The organism is Tumebacillus permanentifrigoris (assembly GCF_003148565.1).
Classification (GTDB): domain Bacteria; phylum Bacillota; class Bacilli; order Tumebacillales; family Tumebacillaceae; genus Tumebacillus; species Tumebacillus permanentifrigoris.
Map to the genome: position 1 here is coordinate 1 of NZ_QGGL01000025.1, position 18,266 is coordinate 18,266.

At 57.9% G+C, this 18,266-nt stretch carries 19 protein-coding genes, 4 tRNA genes and 1 rRNA gene; 19 read left to right on the forward strand and 5 right to left on the reverse strand.

What is annotated here, in order from left to right:
* From C7459_RS20765 to C7459_RS20780, 4 genes are all read left to right on the forward strand, one after another.
* A 23S ribosomal RNA gene (locus C7459_RS20765) occupies positions 1-141 on the forward strand; the annotation flags it as partial.
* A 49-nt stretch (positions 142-190) separates the two neighbouring features.
* Positions 191-274: transfer RNA gene (locus C7459_RS20770), tRNA-Tyr, on the forward strand.
* Between the two features lie 3 nt (positions 275-277).
* A tRNA-Thr gene (locus C7459_RS20775) sits at positions 278-353 on the forward strand.
* 23 nt (positions 354-376) lie between these two features.
* Positions 377-452: transfer RNA gene (locus tag C7459_RS20780), tRNA-Met, on the forward strand.
* A gap of 42 nt (positions 453-494) precedes the next feature.
* Here C7459_RS20780 and C7459_RS20785 read toward each other — a convergent pair.
* Positions 495-812, reverse strand: coding sequence for a protease inhibitor I42 family protein (locus C7459_RS20785; protein WP_109691199.1), 318 nt, complete (start codon positions 810-812; stop codon positions 495-497).
* Between the two features lie 142 nt (positions 813-954).
* On the opposite strand from C7459_RS20785, the gene C7459_RS20790 reads away from it, so the two are divergent.
* The 3 genes from C7459_RS20790 to C7459_RS20800 all read left to right on the forward strand — a co-directional run bounded on the left by C7459_RS20790 (position 955) and on the right by C7459_RS20800 (position 1,871).
* A tRNA-Leu gene (locus C7459_RS20790) sits at positions 955-1,041 on the forward strand.
* Positions 1,030-1,218 (forward strand): hypothetical protein, encoded by a 189-nt coding sequence (locus C7459_RS20795; RefSeq protein ID WP_146201062.1) that lies wholly within the window; start codon positions 1,030-1,032, stop codon positions 1,216-1,218. Before C7459_RS20790 ends, C7459_RS20795 begins: the two co-directional genes overlap by 12 nt.
* On the forward strand, positions 1,215-1,871 hold the full coding sequence (locus tag C7459_RS20800; RefSeq protein ID WP_245884670.1) for a uracil-DNA glycosylase family protein: 657 nt from the start codon (positions 1,215-1,217) through the stop codon (positions 1,869-1,871). The genes C7459_RS20795 and C7459_RS20800 overlap by 4 nt, the downstream gene beginning before the upstream one ends.
* Before the next feature lie 67 nt (positions 1,872-1,938).
* Here C7459_RS20800 and C7459_RS20805 read toward each other — a convergent pair whose 3' ends face one another.
* Positions 1,939-2,973 carry a ThiF family adenylyltransferase gene (locus C7459_RS20805; RefSeq protein WP_109691201.1) on the reverse strand — a complete coding sequence of 345 codons (1,035 nt, stop codon included), beginning with the start codon at positions 2,971-2,973 and terminating at the stop codon, positions 1,939-1,941.
* A gap of 6 nt (positions 2,974-2,979) precedes the next feature.
* Positions 2,980-3,678 carry a molybdenum cofactor biosynthesis protein gene (locus C7459_RS20810; protein ID WP_109691202.1) on the reverse strand — a complete coding sequence of 233 codons (699 nt, stop codon included), beginning with the start codon at positions 3,676-3,678 and terminating at the stop codon, positions 2,980-2,982.
* An 88-nt stretch (positions 3,679-3,766) separates the two neighbouring features.
* On the opposite strand from C7459_RS20810, the gene moaC reads away from it, so the two are divergent.
* From moaC to C7459_RS20850, 8 genes are all read left to right on the forward strand, one after another.
* Complete coding sequence (gene moaC, locus C7459_RS20815) at positions 3,767-4,246, forward strand: cyclic pyranopterin monophosphate synthase MoaC (RefSeq protein ID WP_109691203.1); 480 nt, start codon at positions 3,767-3,769, stop codon at positions 4,244-4,246.
* A 28-nt stretch (positions 4,247-4,274) separates the two neighbouring features.
* Entirely contained in the window at positions 4,275-4,766 is a 492-nt protein-coding gene (locus tag C7459_RS20820; protein ID WP_109691204.1) for a MogA/MoaB family molybdenum cofactor biosynthesis protein, read from the forward strand.
* A 316-nt stretch (positions 4,767-5,082) separates the two neighbouring features.
* Entirely contained in the window at positions 5,083-6,234 is a 1,152-nt protein-coding gene (gene steA, locus C7459_RS20825; RefSeq protein ID WP_211320434.1) for a putative cytokinetic ring protein SteA, read from the forward strand.
* A gap of 27 nt (positions 6,235-6,261) precedes the next feature.
* Complete coding sequence (locus C7459_RS20830; RefSeq protein WP_109691205.1) at positions 6,262-7,158, forward strand: copper transporter; 897 nt, start codon at positions 6,262-6,264, stop codon at positions 7,156-7,158.
* Positions 7,155-7,853, forward strand: coding sequence for a glycosyltransferase family 2 protein (locus C7459_RS20835; RefSeq protein ID WP_109691206.1), 699 nt, complete (start codon positions 7,155-7,157; stop codon positions 7,851-7,853). Before C7459_RS20830 ends, C7459_RS20835 begins: the two co-directional genes overlap by 4 nt.
* 1 nt (position 7,854) lies before the next feature.
* A complete protein-coding gene (locus C7459_RS20840; RefSeq protein ID WP_109691207.1) occupies positions 7,855-8,733 on the forward strand; it encodes a hypothetical protein in 879 nt (292 codons plus the stop codon).
* Between the two features lie 247 nt (positions 8,734-8,980).
* Positions 8,981-10,087, forward strand: a complete 1,107-nt coding sequence (locus C7459_RS20845; protein WP_109691208.1) for a glycosyl hydrolase family 18 protein — start codon at positions 8,981-8,983, stop codon at positions 10,085-10,087.
* Between the two features lie 65 nt (positions 10,088-10,152).
* Positions 10,153-11,307, forward strand: a complete 1,155-nt coding sequence (locus C7459_RS20850) for a glycosyl hydrolase family 18 protein (protein ID WP_109691209.1) — start codon at positions 10,153-10,155, stop codon at positions 11,305-11,307.
* Between the two features lie 98 nt (positions 11,308-11,405).
* Here C7459_RS20850 and C7459_RS20855 read toward each other — a convergent pair whose 3' ends face one another.
* Both C7459_RS20855 and C7459_RS20860 read right to left on the reverse strand, forming a co-directional pair.
* Entirely contained in the window at positions 11,406-11,780 is a 375-nt protein-coding gene (locus C7459_RS20855; protein WP_109691210.1) for a hypothetical protein, read from the reverse strand.
* A gap of 14 nt (positions 11,781-11,794) precedes the next feature.
* Positions 11,795-12,034 carry a DUF2627 family protein gene (locus C7459_RS20860; protein WP_281272794.1) on the reverse strand — a complete coding sequence of 80 codons (240 nt, stop codon included), beginning with the start codon at positions 12,032-12,034 and terminating at the stop codon, positions 11,795-11,797.
* A gap of 177 nt (positions 12,035-12,211) precedes the next feature.
* On the opposite strand from C7459_RS20860, the gene C7459_RS20865 reads away from it, so the two are divergent.
* The 4 genes from C7459_RS20865 to C7459_RS20880 all read left to right on the forward strand — a co-directional run bounded on the left by C7459_RS20865 (position 12,212) and on the right by C7459_RS20880 (position 18,264).
* Positions 12,212-14,287 (forward strand): sigma 54-interacting transcriptional regulator, encoded by a 2,076-nt coding sequence (locus tag C7459_RS20865; RefSeq protein ID WP_109691212.1) that lies wholly within the window; start codon positions 12,212-12,214, stop codon positions 14,285-14,287.
* A 377-nt stretch (positions 14,288-14,664) separates the two neighbouring features.
* Positions 14,665-15,756: a Glu/Leu/Phe/Val family dehydrogenase gene (locus tag C7459_RS20870; RefSeq protein WP_109691213.1), complete on the forward strand. Its 1,092-nt coding sequence runs from the start codon at positions 14,665-14,667 to the stop codon at positions 15,754-15,756.
* A 36-nt stretch (positions 15,757-15,792) separates the two neighbouring features.
* On the forward strand, positions 15,793-17,238 hold the full coding sequence (lpdA, locus tag C7459_RS20875) for a dihydrolipoyl dehydrogenase (RefSeq protein ID WP_109691214.1): 1,446 nt from the start codon (positions 15,793-15,795) through the stop codon (positions 17,236-17,238).
* A gap of 30 nt (positions 17,239-17,268) precedes the next feature.
* A complete protein-coding gene (locus tag C7459_RS20880; RefSeq protein WP_109691215.1) occupies positions 17,269-18,264 on the forward strand; it encodes a thiamine pyrophosphate-dependent dehydrogenase E1 component subunit alpha in 996 nt (331 codons plus the stop codon).
* Positions 18,265-18,266: the final 2 nt, after the last annotated feature.

Consider the following 18,266-nt stretch of genomic DNA (forward strand, 5'->3'; position numbering starts at 1 on the left):
CGCGAAGCCCCCCTCAAGATAAGACTTCCCACACGGTCAACGTGGTAAGACCCCCAGTAGAAGACTGGGTTGATAGGCTGGGTGTGTACGTGCCGCGAGGCATTTAGCTGACCAGTACTAATAGGTCGAGGGCTTATCCTACGCAATGCAAGGTCTTATACTCACAAAGTTGCAGCATCCAGTGTCATCTGGAGAGGTACCAAAGTGGCCAAATGGGGCGGACTGTAAATCCGTTGCGTAAGCTTCGAAGGTTCGAATCCTTCTCTCTCCACCACTTGCCTTTTTAGCTCAGTAGGTAGAGCGCATCCATGGTAAGGATGAGGTCATCGGTTCGATTCCGGTAAAAGGCACCATTTTTCCACCACCTTATTGCCGTCGCGGGGTGGAGCAGTTGGCAGCTCGTCGGGCTCATAACCCGAAGGTCACAGGTTCAAGTCCTGTCCCCGCAACCAAACGCTACAGAGCACAGCAAAAGACCTGATCCAGATACGGGATCAGGTCTTTTTTACGTGAACGGTCAGTCGGAATGTATCATGTACGGTCGAGTCATCCCAAGGTCGTTGGTAGCGCATGAGGATCTCGCTCTGACCAGGATGGATGGCTGTGAACACCCATTCTTGTAACCCTCCGCTGCCGTAGATCCCGGGTCGTCCGCCAGGTACGAAACCAGTTTGATCGAGACGCAAGTTCCCGGTCTGAACCTCCACCCATCTATACCCGGTGGTTGGGTTTGCAGGGAGCAGGATCTGGAGTTGTTCCTGTTCCTGTAGCGTGAAGGTATGTCCGTTAACCTCTGGACCGACGGTAATCAGTTGCGTTCACCTCCGCACGAGTGATCTCTTCATCGTACCATATGTACGCGGGGGTTGCAGAATGTCCTCCCAATCTGAAATTTCCTAGTTGACGCTTAGATGGAATACGTGTTATATTACCTATGTACTCGTCATTTGCTACGCGATCATGGCGGAATTGGCAGACGCGCAAGATTCAGGTTCTTGTGGGGGCAACCCTGTGGAGGTTCAAGTCCTCTTGATCGCACCAACTCGTAAAAAGCCCGATCTCTCCTCAGAGGTCGGGCTTTTTCTGTACCTTTCCCAAAAGGGTATAGGTGGTATTCTAGAACTAGAACTGAATAAGAAAATACACAGGGTGATTTCCATGCAAAAAGCGCCAGTACAAGTCGATCTCTGCAAGACGGCAGAGGTGGGACAGCAGTGACCGACCCCAAACAACACCTGCGCAGCATCTTCAACGACCTCGCACGTCAGAACTACTTCGTGCCCGACTTGCTGACCGAGGAATCGCGGTTCCTGTTCCTGCTGGAGAGCCCGCACATCGAGGAGCTAAAACACGGCGCGCCCGTCTCCGGCCAATCTGGGAGCACGATGAGCCGACATCTCTACGGGGACAAGTTCGCCCAGTACCCGCTCGGACGCATGCTCAAACGCAACCGCGACGCCCAACTCAACCGACCAGCGCTGAACAAAGTCGGCTTGCTCAACGTGTGCAACATCCCGCTGCAAGCACGCGCCTACCGATTGGAAGCGCGGACGCAGTACCGCGATTTTTTCCCCGTGTTGGAAAGCGTGCGGACGCAAAACCACATCATCGCATACCCCGACCAAGCCGCAAATCTCATACAGGAGATCATCGCGGACAGTCTGCGCCGCAAACTCTTGAACTGGCAGGGCCGTCAAGTCGTTCTCGTACCGTGCGGGCGCTTTGCCCAGAAGTTTCTGCGCTTGGCCGACGTACACAGTCCACAGTGGCAGATCATCGCGAACGTCCCGCACCCATCGCGCGATAGTTGGAGTGAGCCGCGCTATGCAGCGGTGGTGCGGCAGGTGCAGGACGCTTTGCAGCAGATCTAAAAAAAAGACCCGATCCACCAAGGATCGGGTCTTTTTTCGCATAGGCGAGCCCAAGCTAGCTCTCCACCTACATGCCAATATACTTCGCATACAAACTCCGCGCAACCGACAGATCATCCGTCCCTTGCACCAACACACGCCCGTCGCCAAAGGTGACCAACCGGATCTCCTCCGTCGCATAAAAGCGAACCAAAAACTTGTTCGCCTCCACGCGCCCGCTCTGCTCCAAGCGTTTCGCCAGCGCCGGGAGATCGACGTCCCACGGCTCGGACGGTGAGATCTGGATCGTGTTGCGCCCGCACAGCGAGACGGTTTCGTCGCCGGCGCGGCTTTCCAGAAACGCATACTCGCCTCGACCGCAACACGGACAATCGGCACGACGCGCCCGCGAGATGTCGATGGAATTGGTCCCGTAGTCCCAGAGGCCGAGGTTCAGCATCGTGCGCCGGACTTTATCCTGCGCCCCGACCAGAATCTTCATCGCTTCCACCGCTTGGTATGACGCGACGACATGGATGATCGGCCCGATCACGCCTGCTGTGTCACAGGTCTGTGTCGTGCCCGGTGCCGGCGCTGAATCGAACAGACACCGCAAGCACGGCGTCTCGCCGGGCAGGATCGGCATCGTCATGCCATGCGCACTCACGCCGCCGCCGTAGACCCACGGGATGCTGTGTTTGACGCAGACGTCGTTGACCAGAAACCGCACTTGGAAATTGTCGGTGCCATCCAGCACCAAGTCAACGTCAGACAACAACTCCTCGGCGTTCTGCCACGTCAGGTCAGCGACGACTGGCTCAATCGTGATGCCGGAGTTCACCCGGCGCAACGACTCATACGCCGCAATCGCTTTGGGCATGCCCTCGGCCGCGTGGCTCTCGTCATAGAGCATCTGACGCTGCAGGTTCGACGCTTCCACAAAGTCGCGGTCGATCACGCGGACGAAACCTACACCTGCGCGCACCATATGATTGGCGAGCACCGTGCCCAGCGCACCCATGCCGACGATGGCGACGCGGCTTTGCAGGAGACGTTTCTGCCCGTCCTCGCCGATCGGTTCAAATAAAATCTGTCGCGAATATCGCGTGGAATCTACTTCCATAGAATTCTATCCCTCACTTCCCGGTCGCAACGGGTTCCACGGGCCTTGTTGATGGCCCATCCATTGGGTGCCGTCCGACCAGACTTCTTTTTTCCAGACCGGCACGATCTCTTTGAGTCGTTCGATGGCGTAGCGCCCGGCTTCATAGGAAGCGGCGCGGTGCGGGGTAGCCACGGCGATGACCACCGCCGCCTCCTCGATCTCCAGCCGTCCGATGCGATGGGACATCGCGACATGCGCACCGGGCCAGCGCTCCTCGATTTCGTCAGCGATCTGCTGCATCGTCTTGACCGCCATCGGGGTATACGCCTCATACGCAAGTTCCACGGTGCGCTTGCCTTCGGTCATCTCACGGACCGTGCCGACAAATAGATTGACCGCACCGCAGAGCGGGTTGCGGACTTTTTTCAAAACGTTCTCTACAGAGAGTGGGGCGTCCGTGATCTCAAAAAGCGCCTCCTCGCCCCCGGAAACCGGTGGCAGGATCGCGATCTCGTCGCCTGCAACCAACACCGTATCAGGCGTTGTGTACGCATGGTTGACCGAGGCGAACGAGATGCGCAACAGCGCCGCAGCGCTAGGGTGCTCAGCTGCCAATCTTGCAAAAAGATCGGCGACGGTGGCCTCCTCGGGCAAGTCGCCCGACCAAGTGCGAGCGCCGACAGCCTCCGCCACACCGGCGAATAGGTGGACTTCAATGTGCATGGTGGATCGGTACCCTCTTTTCTCCGAGTTGGATGTCCATGTATGCTATAATAATCTTTGCTAGACAGAACGGCAACAGGAGGCAGGTATGACGGATACCCGACTGACTCATTTCAATGAAGAGGGACGCGCCCATATGGTCGATGTCACCGACAAAAACACGTCGGATCGCAGTGCGACCGCCGCGGCGACACTTCGGATGAACGCCGAGACGATGGAGCTGATCCGCCAAGGCAAGTTGAAAAAAGGCGACGTCCTCGCGGTCGCTCAAGTCGCCGGCATCATGGCGGCGAAAAAAACGTCTGAGCTGATCCCGATGTGCCACCCGCTCCCGTTGACCAAGGTGGACATCTCGTTCCAAGAACGCTCAGAGACGGAGATGGATGTGCTGGCGACCGTGAAGACCACGTATGTCACCGGCGTCGAGATGGAAGCACTGACCGCTGTGACGGCGACAGCGTTGACGGTGTACGACATGTGCAAAGCGGTTGATAAAGGCATGGTGATCGCGGAAGTGCGCTTGTTGGAAAAAACCGGTGGGAAAAGCGGAGACTTCCACCGGGCTTAGAGGAAAATGAAAAGGAGGCGATCCGATCATGGCTCGCTGGAACGTTGGCATCCTGACGTCGAGTGACAAAGGGGCGCGAGGCGAACGCGAAGACCTGAGTGGACAAGTCATCCGTGAGATGGTGCTCGATGTGGACATGGAAGTCACCGAGTACATCGTGATCCCTGATGAGTTTGAGACCATTCGTGATGCGCTGATTGAGTTTTGCGACGATGCAAAACTCGACCTGATCGTCACCACGGGTGGCACTGGGCTGGCTCGACGCGACGTGACCCCGGAAGCGACGCTCGCGGTGATCGACCGGGAAGTGCCGGGGATGGCAGAGGCGATGCGCGCCGCCTCGCTTGCGAAAACCAAGTTTGCGATGCTCTCGCGCGCGGTCGTCGGCACGCGCGGCAACACGCTGATCATCAACTTGCCAGGCAGTCCGAAGGGTGTGCGCGAGTGCCTCGAAGTCGTGCTGCCAGTGGTTCCGCACGCGCTGGAAATTTTGCAGGGGATGGTCGGGGAGCACAAGTAAATGCTTTGAAAAAGGGAAGCTCAGCACCACTGAAAAATTCTATCGAATTTTTTTTCTAGAGAGTGAAACTTTTCTGCAACTATCGTCGTCTTCTATGGTGTAGACAAAATTCGGCTCCCTCTTACTGCGTTTGGCTAGCGCATCTGAGGCACGTTCCCCTACAACAGACACGCCCGGCAGGCGTGAGGGGAGCAGTATCGAGCTTATAAGAAAATGAGATCCCCATTCGAGCCGGGGGTCTCTTTTTCTTTTTCCGGGATATTTTGGGTGCGCCTTGTTCCATACTAGGAGAGATGGAAAGGAGGTGCGTGACGCGATGAAGCGATTTGCCTATGCTCGCCGCCAGATGCCGCGGGTTTTGCAGGGCCCAGTGCGCGCCGACCGCCGAACGAAGGTCTTGGCCAAACGGCTGGAGCCAGGCGACATCGCGATCTTGCACCATGTCGATCTCGACGAGGTGGCGGCCGATGCACTGATCGCCGCCCGCGCCCGCGCCGTGATTAACACCGCCCCTTCGATCTCGGGTCGCTATCCGAACCTCGGTCCGCTCAAGCTCGTCCGCGCTGGAATTCCGCTGCTGGATACCACATCGACCGACTGCCTGCACCTGCACGACGGGGCGCGCATCACGCTCCAAGACAATCGCTTGCTCCACGAACAGCGCGTGCTCGGCACGGTGACTTGGCTGGATGAAGACGCCGTGTTGACGCAGATGGCCCGTTCGATGAAAAACGTCCGTGCCGAACTGGAGCTGTTCGTGGACAACACGCTGACCTACGCCGGGCAGGAGAAACATTTTTTCCTCAGCGACTTGCCGAACATCAGCCTCGCGACCGCGATGCAAGACCGTCATGTGCTCGTCGTCGTGCGCGGCCCGACCTATCGCGATGACCTGCGCGCCATCGCATCGTACATACAAGACCTGCGCCCCGTGCTGATCGGGGTGGACGGCGGGGCTGACGCGCTCGTCGAAGCCGGGTTTCGCCCGGATCTGATCGTCGGGGACATGGATTCGGTCAGCGATCAGACGTTGCGTGGCGGCGCTGAGTTGATCGTACACGCCTATCCAGATGGTCGTGCGCCCGGTTTGGCGCGCTTGGAGGAGTTGGGTCTGACCCCGCACCTCTACCCGCTGCCTGGCACCAGCGAGGATGTCGCGATGTTGCTCGCTCATGAGCAGGGTGCGGAGCTGATCGTGGCAGTCGGCACGCACTCGAACATGATCGACTTTCTGGAAAAAGGCCGGCGTGGCATGGCCAGCACCGTCCTCACGCGCATGCGCATCGGCAACAAATTGGTCGATGCCAAGGGCGTCTCGCTGCTCTATGGTCGCTCCGTCGATTGGCGGGCAGCACTGGTCGTCGCCGGTGCAGCACTCGTGCCGATCATGGTGTTGCTCTGGTTGAATCCCGCGACGCGCAACTTTTTGCACCAATTGGTTCTGAATCTCAAACTGCTGTGGTCTTGAACCTGTGAAAACGGAGGGGAGCGCCCCATGTACGGCATCCGGTATCACATCCTGACGCTCGTCGCCGTGTTTCTGTCGCTCGGCCTCGGGCTTCTGCTCGGCGGGACGCTCGGCGAGCAGGTGATCGTCAAGCAGCAAACGCAACTGCTTCAGAAGTTGGAGGAGCGCTATACGCAAAGCAAGTCTGACAACCTCAAACTGCAAAAGCAGTCCCAAGACCTCACGCAACAAACCACCGACCTGCAAAACGTCATGGCGCAAGTCGGCGGTCACTATGCGCACGACAAACTCACGGGGCAAAAAGTCGCCGTGTTGCAGTTGCAACCCGCCGACCTCAGCTCCATGCGCAGCACGCTCGAAGCGGCAGGCGCGGTCCTGTCCACGGCAGCAGAACTCCAAGATGTGCCCAGTTTGACCGCCGCACTCAGCTCCGACGAAGTGCGAGAATTGCTCGGGGTCGATGCTGCGGGAGACGAAGCCGCACGCAGTACCGCGCTGTCCAAGGCGTTGGTGCACGAGTTGTTCACCCAAGGAGCTGGCCCGGTCACGAGTTGGCTCCAGGCGCACAACTTTCTCAACGTCACCGGCACAATCGGCAGCAAACCCGACCATCTGATCCTCGTCGGCGGTGCCACCGATGCGACCCGACCGCGCTTGCGCCTGTTCGACCTGCCGCTGATCCAAGAGGTGCGAGCTCTCGACGTACACGCCGTCGGTGTCGAGTGTTCCGATGTTGCACTCTCCGATGTCGTCTATTTCCGCGAGGTTGGTCTCTCCACGGTGGACAACATCGACCAGGTCACGGGCCGCGTCGCACTGATCGACGTGTTGACCGGGGCGAAGGGGCACTTCGGCACGAAAAAAACGGCGCAAGCGTTGCTCCCGTACATCACGAACGCCAAGGAGGTTAGCACGTCGCAATGAACGGCATCCCGCTCATCACCAGACAGCAGAAAAAAGTCGCCGTCCTCATCCCAGCGTGGAACGAGGCGGACATCGTCGACCGCACGATCCTCGCCGTGCGGACACTGGATCTCGTCACCGAAATCATCGTGATCGACGACTGCTCGACAGACGAGACCTACCGCATCTCGCTGGAATCTGGCGCGCGCGTCGTGCGCCACCGCACCAACTACGGCAAAGGGGCAGCGCTCTATTCGGGCATCCTGAGCACCGATGCGGAGATCGTGGTCTTTCTCGATGCCGACATGGGCGAGACGGCGGTGGAGATCGAGAAGCTGATCTCCCCGGTGCTCGAAGGCCGCTGTGACATGACGATCGGCTGTTTGCCGCGCCCGTTGCGCGGTGGGTTCGGGCTGGTCAAAGGCTTCGCGCGCCGTGGCATCCGCAAGCTCGGCGGCATCGAGCTCAACGCGCCGCTTTCTGGACAACGCGCCTGCAACCGCCGCGTGCTCGATGTGATCGGACGGTTGGGCAACGGCTACGGTGTAGAAGTGGCGATGACGATCGACGCCGCCCGCAGTGGCATGCGGTTGTTGGAAGTGGAAGTGGACATGAAAAATCGCGAGTACGGGCGCAACCTGCGCGGCTTCCTCCATCGAGGCAAGCAGTTTCTGCAGATCGCGCGCGTGCTCCTGAGCCGAGCAGGTGACCGCTGAGATGAACCCTTTTTTCAATGACACGATGATCCGATGGTTCGCCTGTATTTTTGTCGCCTTCTGGGGCGGGTATCTCCTGACGAACGGGCTGATCGAGCCGTTGAAAAAAGCGTTCGTCGCCGCCGGCTTCCTCCGCGTCAATTATCGCGGGCAGAACATTCCAGTCGGGTTGGGCGTCTCGCTCTGGGGCGGTGTATTTGGCACGATGGCGATGTTGCTGATGCTGAGCGATGTCTTCGCGCTGTCGTGGTTGCAAGTGCAAGACTTGCTGGCGGTGTTGGCGGTGAGCACTGGATTTTTGGTCGTCGGGTTGCTCGATGACCTCGCGGGGAACCGGGAGGCAAGCGGATTGCGCGGGCATCTCACCCAGTTCCTCCGTCACGGGGAAGTGACAACCGGGCTGTTGAAGGCGGGATTTGGCTTGTTGCTCGGGTTTCTCGGCGCATACCTGACCGGGGCAGAAGGCTGGAAACTCCTGCTCGGCGGCTTCACGGTCGCCCTGTCTGCCAACAGCGTGAACATGCTCGACTTGCGACCGGGACGCGCCTGCAAAGGGGTGCTCCTCGCCCTCGCCGTGCTCGCCGCCGTCTCCCTGCGCGGCATGGAGAGTCCGGCGTACTGGCTGTTGCTCGGCGCAACGCTCGCGTACTTCCCGGACGATTTGCGCGCACACACGATGATGGGCGATGCTGGATCGAACCTGCTCGGCGGTGGGGTCGGGATGTTGGTGGTGCTGACCTGCACGACCACGACGATGACCGTCTGGCTCGGCGTGCTCGTGTTGCTCCATCTCTACGCAGAAAAGTACTCGATTTCTGAAACGATTGAGAAAAACCGCCTGCTGCGCTGGCTGGACGTACTAGGTCGTCAGGCATCCTAGCTTGACTGAGCAGTCTACCGTTTTGAGCAGGTAGTCCGCACAGGAGAGTCGTCCGACATCCCCCTATACTTGGAAAAAAGACCTATGAACCTATGAAGTGTCAGGTTCCATAGGTCTTTTTTGCTGTTTTCGCAGGTAAGTTCTGCCATACGAGTTGGTGCTTTCTCTCTATGTTTCTTTTTGGGTGAGTCTTCTATCCTAAAGGTAGATGTAAATTCTACTAAACAAAAGGTAGGGTGACTCCTCAATGTTGAAACAAACCTCCAAGCAAACCGCCCTCGTCGCGCTCGCACTCTCGCTGTTGGCAGCAACTCCGGCCATCGCCGCCCCCAAAAGTCTCAAAGCGACCACGACTTCTACCACAGTCACATCTACCACAACCGTTGCTCCCAAGACGATCCTCGGCTACTACACCGTCTATTACACAGGCGACAAAGGCTCCTATAACTCACTTTCGAACTATGGCAACTCGATGAACGCGATCTCGACCGTTACATTCAGCGCGAACAGCTTGGGTGGCATCGATGGAAGTGCCCCAAGTGATGGCATGACGCTCGCATCCAGCAAAAACATCAAGTCCTACGCCGTCATCCAAAACCTGACCAACGGGGCCTTCGATGGTGCCTTGGCACACAACCTCCTCAGTTCGACTGCGTTGGAACAAAACGTCGTCAACTCCGCCGTCGCGCTCGTCAAAAAGTACGGCTACAAAGGCATCAACATCGACTTCGAAGACATGCAAGCGGCCGACCGTCCGTACTATTCCAAGTTCGTGTCTGACCTCTCGACCGCGTTGCACAACAACGGCGCAACCCTGCTGCTCTCCACCGTGGCGAAGACATCCGACATGCCGACTGCTGCTTGGTCGGGCGTCTATGACTACGCGGCGCTGGGGGCTGCGGCGGACCAAGTGCAGATCATGACCTATGATGAACACGGCCCGTGGGGCGCACCGGGATCGGTCGCAGGCCTGCCGTGGGTGACCAAAGTCGTCCAGTACGCGACCTCGGTGATGCCGTCCAACAAAGTGTTGATCGGGCTCCCAGCCTATGGGTATGACTGGAATACGACGGCCGGCACGGGCAAGGCCGTCACTTGGAAAAACATGCCGAACCTGATCACCACGACGGGCGCAACACCGAAGTGGGACGCGACGACCCAATCGCCCTACTTCACCTACACCGCAGCGGGAGATGGCAGCCAACACACCGTGTGGTATGAGAACAGCCAGTCGATTCAAGCCAAAACCAAGCTGGTCAACGCATACAACCTCGGCGGCGTGTCGATGTGGCGGATGGGCTTGGAGGACGCAAGTTTCTGGCAAGCGGTGCAAGCGGGGCTGACCACCCCTTAATTTCCCGGTAGCCTCGCACCCTTCGATCCTCTATCCTAGAAAGGATCGAGAGGTGGGGAAGCACGATGGAGAAAAAAGTCTGGGTCGCCGCCCTCGTGGTGGCAGCCGGGGCGTTGCTCGCCAGCACCCAATACGCAACACACGCAACACCAGCAGGGAAGTTCCGCAGCACGCCGACGGTGGCACCTGTGGTCGAGGCTCCAACTTCCAGCGACCCGTTCGGTCCGCCGATTCCGGAGCCACGGGCACAGATCAGTGCCCCGAAGGCCGTGCTGGGCTACTACACCGTTTCCAATAAAAACAAAGCCTCGCTCGACTCGCTGCTCGCCTTTGGCGGCGGGTTCCTCAATCAGATGACGACGATGACCTTCGCGGCACTCCCGGACGGAACGATCGCAGGCGTTGCCCCGCAGGACGGCCTGCAAGCGGCACAATCGAAAAACGTCAAAGCCTACGCTGCGCTGACCAATGGCAAGGACGGGTTCTCCCCGGAAGTGGCACACGCCATTCTCAGCGACTCGGCCGTACGCGCCAAGCTGGTACACAACGCGGTCGCGCTGCTCCAGCAGAACGGCTACGGCGGATTGAACGTCGACTTCGAGAACATGCTGCCCGGCGACCGCGCCAATTTCACGGCCTTCGTCACCGAGTTGGCAACTGCGTTGCACACGGACGGGCGCACGGTGATCATCTCCGTGATGGCGAAAACCTCCGACTCACCAACTCGCGATTGGGTGGGGACGTTCGACTACGCGGCGCTAGGACAGGTCGCGGACCAGATTCAATTGATGACCTACGACGAGCACGGAACCTGGGGCGAGCCGGGTGCAGTCGCAGGACTGCCGTGGGTGGAAAACGTGATCACCTACGCCAGCGCGCAGATCCCGCCGCAGAAACTCCTGCTCGGACTCCCAGCCTACGGATACGATTGGAACACCAACAACGCCAAGCAGAACAAAGCGGTGACGTTAAAAAACATCCCGGCCTTGCTGCAAAAAACCGGAGCGGTGCAACAGTGGAGCGCCGTTGAGCAATCACCGTACTTCACCTACCAAGCAGACGACGGCTCCACGCACCACGTCTGGTTTGAAAACCCGGAGTCGATCACCGCCAAAACCAAACTCGTCCCCCGAAACAACCTCGCCGGCGTCGCCGTCTGGCGGATGGGCTTTGAGGACGACGCGTTCTGGCAAGCGGTGAAGACCGGGTTGGAACCGTAAGTGAAAACAGACCCTCAGAGCACCTTCGGGTGTTCGAGGGTCTTTTTCACACAAAAAACCTCGTGCCAGCACCGCTGGTCACGAGGTTTTTCTCCTTGCTATTGTTGCAGTTTCTTCTGTAGTTCCTTCACGATCCACTCCTGCGTCGCTGCATCGAGGTTGCCGCCGTTGTTCTGGACGGCTTGCTCGATGACCGATTGCACGACTTGGTTGCCGAGTTGCTTTTCCGCATCGACGACCGTGGGGTTTTTCATCAGGTTGCCCATGAAGCTCTCGACTTTGTCCTTGGTCGCTCCAGCGGTGTCCATGAGCTTTTGCTTGAGCGCCGGGTCGTTCGCCAGTTTGTTCAGCGCGTCTTCCGCCGATTGCTGAAGTTTGTTGCTGACGTCTGTCGCGTTCGAGCAGCCGACCGAAGTGATGGCGGTGCCGAGCAACGCGCCGCTGAGCAGGAGCAGTGCCAGTTGTTTTTTCATGCCTACGTACCTCCTTACTTGGTTTTCCAAGCCGGTGGGCGAACTTTGCCTTGCTTGCGGTCGCGGTAGAACACGAAGCCGCCGAGGAACGACAGCCCGCCGAACATCAACACGCCACCGATCAAGACTTTCCACCAGATCACCACATCCGGGTTGGCCACTTTATCCACAATCGCGATCCGGATCAAGTTCAATCCATATCCGGACAACACGAAAACTCCAATCAAGATCACCCATACGAAAAACCGTCCCACATCTATCCGTCCTTTCTCAAGGTCCAACTGTCTTTATCCTACGCATCCGTTCTCTACTATATCGCAGCCCTGCACCTCCTTCAAGAAGGAGATCGCCATACCGCGCAGAAGTACCTAGTGGCATGCAAGATTTTTCACATATGCAATTGCTTGCAGAGTAGATGGGGGGGACCTCTTTTGATACATGTAGTGATCGTCGGGGCTGGTCGTGGCGGGACCGCAATCCTGCGCGCCTTCCGCGATCTGGCTTCTGTGGAGATCGTCGGCGTGATCGATATCGATGACGGCGCACCGGGTTTGGCGTTGGCGCATCAGTACGGCATCCGCACCGGCCAGAGTTTTGAAGAGTTCGCGTCCGAACCGATGGAGTTAGTGTTCGAAGCGACGGGCGACATGCAGGCGTATGAAGCGATTCGTCGCAAACTGCCCGCGCACACGACGTTGATCCCTGGCGAGATCGCGAACTTGATGATGCGCCTGCTCTTGGAGAAGGAAGAATTAATCCACGAATTGACGATCTCCCGCCAAGAGCTCGGGGTCGTGCTCAACTCTACGCATGATGCGATGATTGCCGTCAACGAACACGGGATCATCACGTTGTTCAACGCAGCCGCTGAGCGGTTGTCGGTCGTGTCCGCAGAGGACATGATCGGACAATTGGCGAGCGTGGCGATCCCGAACTCGCGCTTGCACGTCGTGCTGGAGACCGGGGAGCCGGAGTTGAACCAATTGCAAGTGCTCGACCAGATCCGCATCATCACCAACCGCGTGCCGGTGCGCGATGAAAAAGGCAACCTCGCCGGAGCGGTTGCTGTCTTTCGCGACATCACGGAGATCCAGTCGCTCGCCGAGGAAGTCACCAACCTCAAGGAATTTCGGATGATGCTGGAAGCGATCATCAACTCCACGCAGGATGCGATCTCCGTCGTGGACAGCGAAGGACATGGGATCATGATCAACCCGGCGTACACGCGCCTGACCGGACTGACCGAGGAGGACATCATCGGCAAGCCGGCCGATGCGGACATCGCAGAGGGTGAATCGATGCACATGCAAGTCCTGCGCACGCGCCGTCCTGTGCGCGGAGTCTCGATGAAGCTGGGGCCGAAGCGGCGGGAAGTGCTCGTCAACGTCGCTCCTATTGAAGTAGACGGTGAACTCAAGGGCTCCGTCGGGATCGTACACGACATCTCTGAGATCAAGAAATTGACAGACGAGCTCAACGTCGCCAAGCAACTGATCCGCAAATTGCAGGCGAAGTACACCTTTGAGGACATCATCGGGACGTCCAACGAGATGGTCGCCGCGATCGAACAGGCGAAAAAAGCGGCCGATACGCCCGCTACGGTTTTGTTGCGCGGCGAGTCCGGGACGGGCAAGGAGCTTTTTGCCCATGCCATCCACAACCAGAGCGTGCGCCGCTACAACCAGTTCATCCGCGTCAACTGCGCCGCGCTGTCCGAATCGCTGCTGGAATCGGAGCTGTTCGGCTACGAGGAGGGCGCGTTCACCGGGGCGCGTCGGGGCGGCAAAAAAGGGCTGTTCGAAGAAGCGTCCGGCGGCACGATCTTTCTCGATGAGATCGGGGAGTTGTCGATGCACATGCAGGCGAAGATCCTGCGCGTGCTGCAGGAGAAGGAGATCACGCGTGTCGGGGGGACCAACGCGCTACAGGTCGATGCCCGCGTGATCGCCGCCACCAACGTCAACCTCGAACGGGCGATCCAACAAGGTCAGTTCCGCGAAGACCTCTACTACCGCCTGAACGTCCTGCCGATCATCATCCCGCCGCTGCGCTATCGCAAGGGCGACCTCGACACGATCTCACAGCGTCTGATCGCCAAGTTCAACGAGGAGTACGGCCGCCAAGTCGAGCAGATCTCCTCGGCGGCGCTCGCTCGCATGCGCGACTACTCGTGGCCAGGCAACGTCCGAGAACTGGAGAATGCGATCGGTCGCGCCTTGATCCAGATGAAGTTCACCGAGACGATCATCGAGCCACAGCATCTGATCCTCTATGGTGAGGCGGCCAGCGGGGTCAAGTCGGATGTGATGCCCAGCGCCACGATCGCAGCCTTTCACGAGCCGGAAGGGGAGCTGCATGCGCTTGAAGAGGTCGTGGGGCGCGCAGAACGTCAACATCTGGAGCGCGTCTTGCAGAAAACCAAAGGCAACAAAACGGAGGCGGCGAAACTGCTCGGAATCGCCGTGCGCAGTTTGTATTACAAGTTGGAAAAGTACGGAATGCAATAAGTTGCAGAAACCTGCACGAACTTGCTTGCAAAAAACTGCGCATCTTTGCAAAAAATTGCGCAGTAGGAAACGGTTCGCCGAATCGGCTGAACCGTTTTTTTGCATAAAAATCCCCGTGGTAGTCGTGTTTTGTAATCGCTTACAAAAAAGTTGGCATTGAACTTGCATGTATAAATTGGCGTGGACGTAGAAACAGCCAATTTTTTTAGACAGAATGCTTATAGGGATAGCGGAGATTGCGGAAACTAGCCATATATGCCGTTCACTACCACCCTAGACAAAAGTTGTGGTATTCTGTTGCTTGGGTTAGGGTGTTCAAAAAACAAGTCACAGACAAACGCAACTTACATCGCAAACACTCTGAAGGGGGAACTATCATGAAAATTTTCGAATATATGGAAAAGTATGATTATGAACAACTCGTCTTCTGCCACGATCAAGCATCTGGCCTGAAAGCGATCATTGCGATACATGACACGACCCTCGGCCCGGCATTGGGCGGCACACGGATGTGGACCTATGCCAACGAAGACGAAGCGATCGAAGATGCGCTCCGTCTCGCCAAAGGGATGACCTATAAAAATGCTGCAGCGGGCCTGAACTTGGGTGGCGGCAAAACCGTCATCATCGGCAACCCGCGCACCGATAAATCCGAAGCGCTGTTCCGCGCGTTCGGTCGTTACATCGAATCTCTGAACGGTCGTTACATCACGGCCGAAGATGTTGGCACCACCGTGCAAGACATGGAATACATCCGTCAAGAAACCAAATACGTAACCGGCGTTTCCGAAGCGTTCGGTTCCTCTGGCAATCCGTCTCCGATGACCGCGCTCGGCTGCTTCGTCGGCCTGAAAGCAGCGGCGAAGGAAGCGTTTGGCTCTGATGATGTAACGGGCAAAGTTGTGGCGGTTCAAGGCGTCGGCAACGTCGGCTACTACCTCTGCAAACACCTGCACGAAGCGGGCGCGAAACTGATTGTCACCGACATCAACCAAGACGCGATCGACCGTTGCGTGAAGGAATTCAACGCAGAAGTCGTGGCTCCGAAGGATATCTTTGGCGTACAGTGCGACATCTTCGCACCGTGCGCACTGGGTGCGATCATCAATGATGAAACCATTGGGCAACTGAAATGCAAAGTGATCGCAGGTTCCGCGAACAACCAGCTCCGCGAAGAACGCCACGGCGATCTCATCCATGAAATGGGAATCGTCTATGCACCGGATTATGTGATCAATTCCGGCGGTGTCATCAACGTAGCGGACGAACTGAACGGCTACAACGCAGAGCGCGCAACCAAGAAGATCGAGAACATCTACAACATCATCGCGACGATCATCGAAATCTCCAAGACCGAAGGTATCCCGACATACAAAGCGGCCGACCGCATGGCGGAACAGCGCATCAACACCCTGCGCAACAGCCGTTCTAACTTCCTGAGCACCGAACGCTCCATTCTCTCCAAGTAAATTTGATACAGGCATAGGTGGAAGGAGAACGATCTCATGGCTGAACAGTTAGATATCGTCATCCTCGGCGGGGGCACGGGCGGCTATGTAGCCGCCATCCGTGCGGCCCAGCTAGGATTGACCGTTGCGGTTGTCGAGCGAGATAAAGTCGGAGGCACTTGCCTGCATCGCGGATGCATCCCATCCAAAGCGCTGCTCAAGAGCGCTGACATCCTCGCGACCGTACAAAAGTCAAAAGACTTCGGCGTTCAGATCGGTGGAGATGTGACGCTGGATTTCTCAAACGTGATGGCACGCAAGCAAAAGATCGTCAACAACCTGCACAAAGGCGTGCAGTCGCTTTTGAAAAAACACAACATCCAAGTGATTGAAGGCAACGGCACCGTGATGGGCCCGTCGATCTTTTCCCCGCTGGCGGGTGCTGTCCGCGTCGAGCGACCGGATGGTGAGCAAGAGATCATCAACCCGCGCAACCTGATCGTCGCGACGGGTTCCCGTCCGAAGACCTTGCCAGGTCTGACGGTGGATGGTAAATACGTGATCAACTCTGACCATGCGCTGGAGCTCGAAGAACTGCCGAAGTCGGTGATCATCGTCGGCGCAGGCGCGATCGGTTGCGAGTGGGCTTCGATGTTCTCCGACTATGGCGTTCAAGTCACGCTGGTCGAGTACGCACCGCAGATTCTCCCGCTCGAAGACGAGGATGTCGCGGCAGAACTGGCGAAATTGCTGGGACGCCGCAAAACCAAGGTGAAAGTCATGACCTCGACCGGCGTTCTCGCGGATACGCTGACCATCGAAGGCGACACTGTCTCGATCCAAGCAAAAGTCAATGTCGGCACCGACAAGGAAAGTGTGGAAACCCTGACCGCTGATAAACTGTTGGTCTCGGTGGGTCGTGAAGCCGCGATTCAAAATATCGGTCTGGAAGCGACCGAAGTCGCGATCGACCGTGGCACGATCGTCGTTGACGAGCACTTCCGCACCAAGGAGAAAAACATTTTCGCAATTGGTGATGTGCTGAATACCCCGCAACTGGCGCATGTCGCGTCGCACGAAGGCATTCACGCTGTCGAAGTGATCGCAGGTCTGCACCCGCATCCGATCGATTACGCGATGATCCCGCGTTGCACGTACACCCGTCCAGAAGTGGCATCTGTCGGCTACACCGAGAGCCACCTGCGCAAGGAAGGCCGTGAGATCAAAGTCGGCAAATTCCCGTTCCGCGGAATCGGCAAGGCACAAGTCAACGGCGAGATCGACGGCTTCGTGAAAATGATCGCCGATGCCCAGACGGGCGATCTGCTCGGCGTGCATATGGTCGGCCAAAACGTCACAGAGATGATTTCCGAAGCGGGACTCGCGGCCTTGCTGGACGCGACGACTTGGGAGATCGGTCTCGCGATTCACCCGCATCCGACGCTGTCGGAAGCGATTGGGGAAGCAGCGCTGGCCGTTGACGGCATGGCGATCCATTATTAAGGTAGAAGTATTGACAGGAGGTTGTGGAGCATGTCCAAGTTGAACTACAAAGATCTGGGCTTGTCCGATGAACAAGTGCTGGATATGTATTACTACATGCTGCTTGCGCGCAAGCTGGACGAGCGTTTCTGGCTATTGAACCGCGCGGGCAAGATCCCGTTTGTGATCTCCTGTCAAGGTCAAGAGGCGGCGCAAGTTGGCGCCGCCTATGCCCTTGACAAGACCACAGACTTCATCGCACCGTACTACCGTGACCTCGGCGTCGTGCTCGTGTTCGGGCAAACCCCGACGGAGATCATGATGTCCGCGTTCGCGAAACCGGGCGATCCGAACTCGAATGGCCGCCAGATGCCGGGCCACTTCGGCGGCAAAAAATACCGCACCCTGACCGGGTCCTCTCCGGTTACCACCCAATTCCCGCACGCAGTTGGCGCGGCGCTCGCCTCCAAGATGCGCGGCGAAAATTCGGTGGCGTTCACCTCGACAGGTGAAGGTTCTTCCAACCAAGGCGACTTCCACGAAGCTTGTAACTTTGCTGCCGTACATAAGCTCCCGGTGGTGTTCTACATCGAGAACAACGGCTACGCAATCTCCGTGCCGCTCGACAAGCAACTCGGGAACCACAACACAGCAGACCGCGCGATCGGCTACGGTTTCCCGGGCCACTCGATCGATGGCAACGACGTGCTCGAAGTCTACCAATATATGAAGCAAGCAACGGAACGCGCACGCAATGGGGAAGGCCCGACGCTGATCGAAGCCCGCACCTACCGTCTCGTGCCGCACTCCTCCGATGACGATGACAGAGCGTACCGTTCCCGCGAAGAAGTGGATGCAGCGAAGAAAAAAGACCCGCTGATCACGTTCGCGGAGTACTTGCGCAATGCAGGCGTTCTGACGGCGGAGCGCGAGCAAGAACTGAACGATCGCGTCGCGCGCGAAGTCAATGAAGGCACCGATGCGGCGGAAAAAGCGCCGTTCTTTGATCCGGAAGACGCGCTGACGCACGTCTACGAAGAACGTTAGGA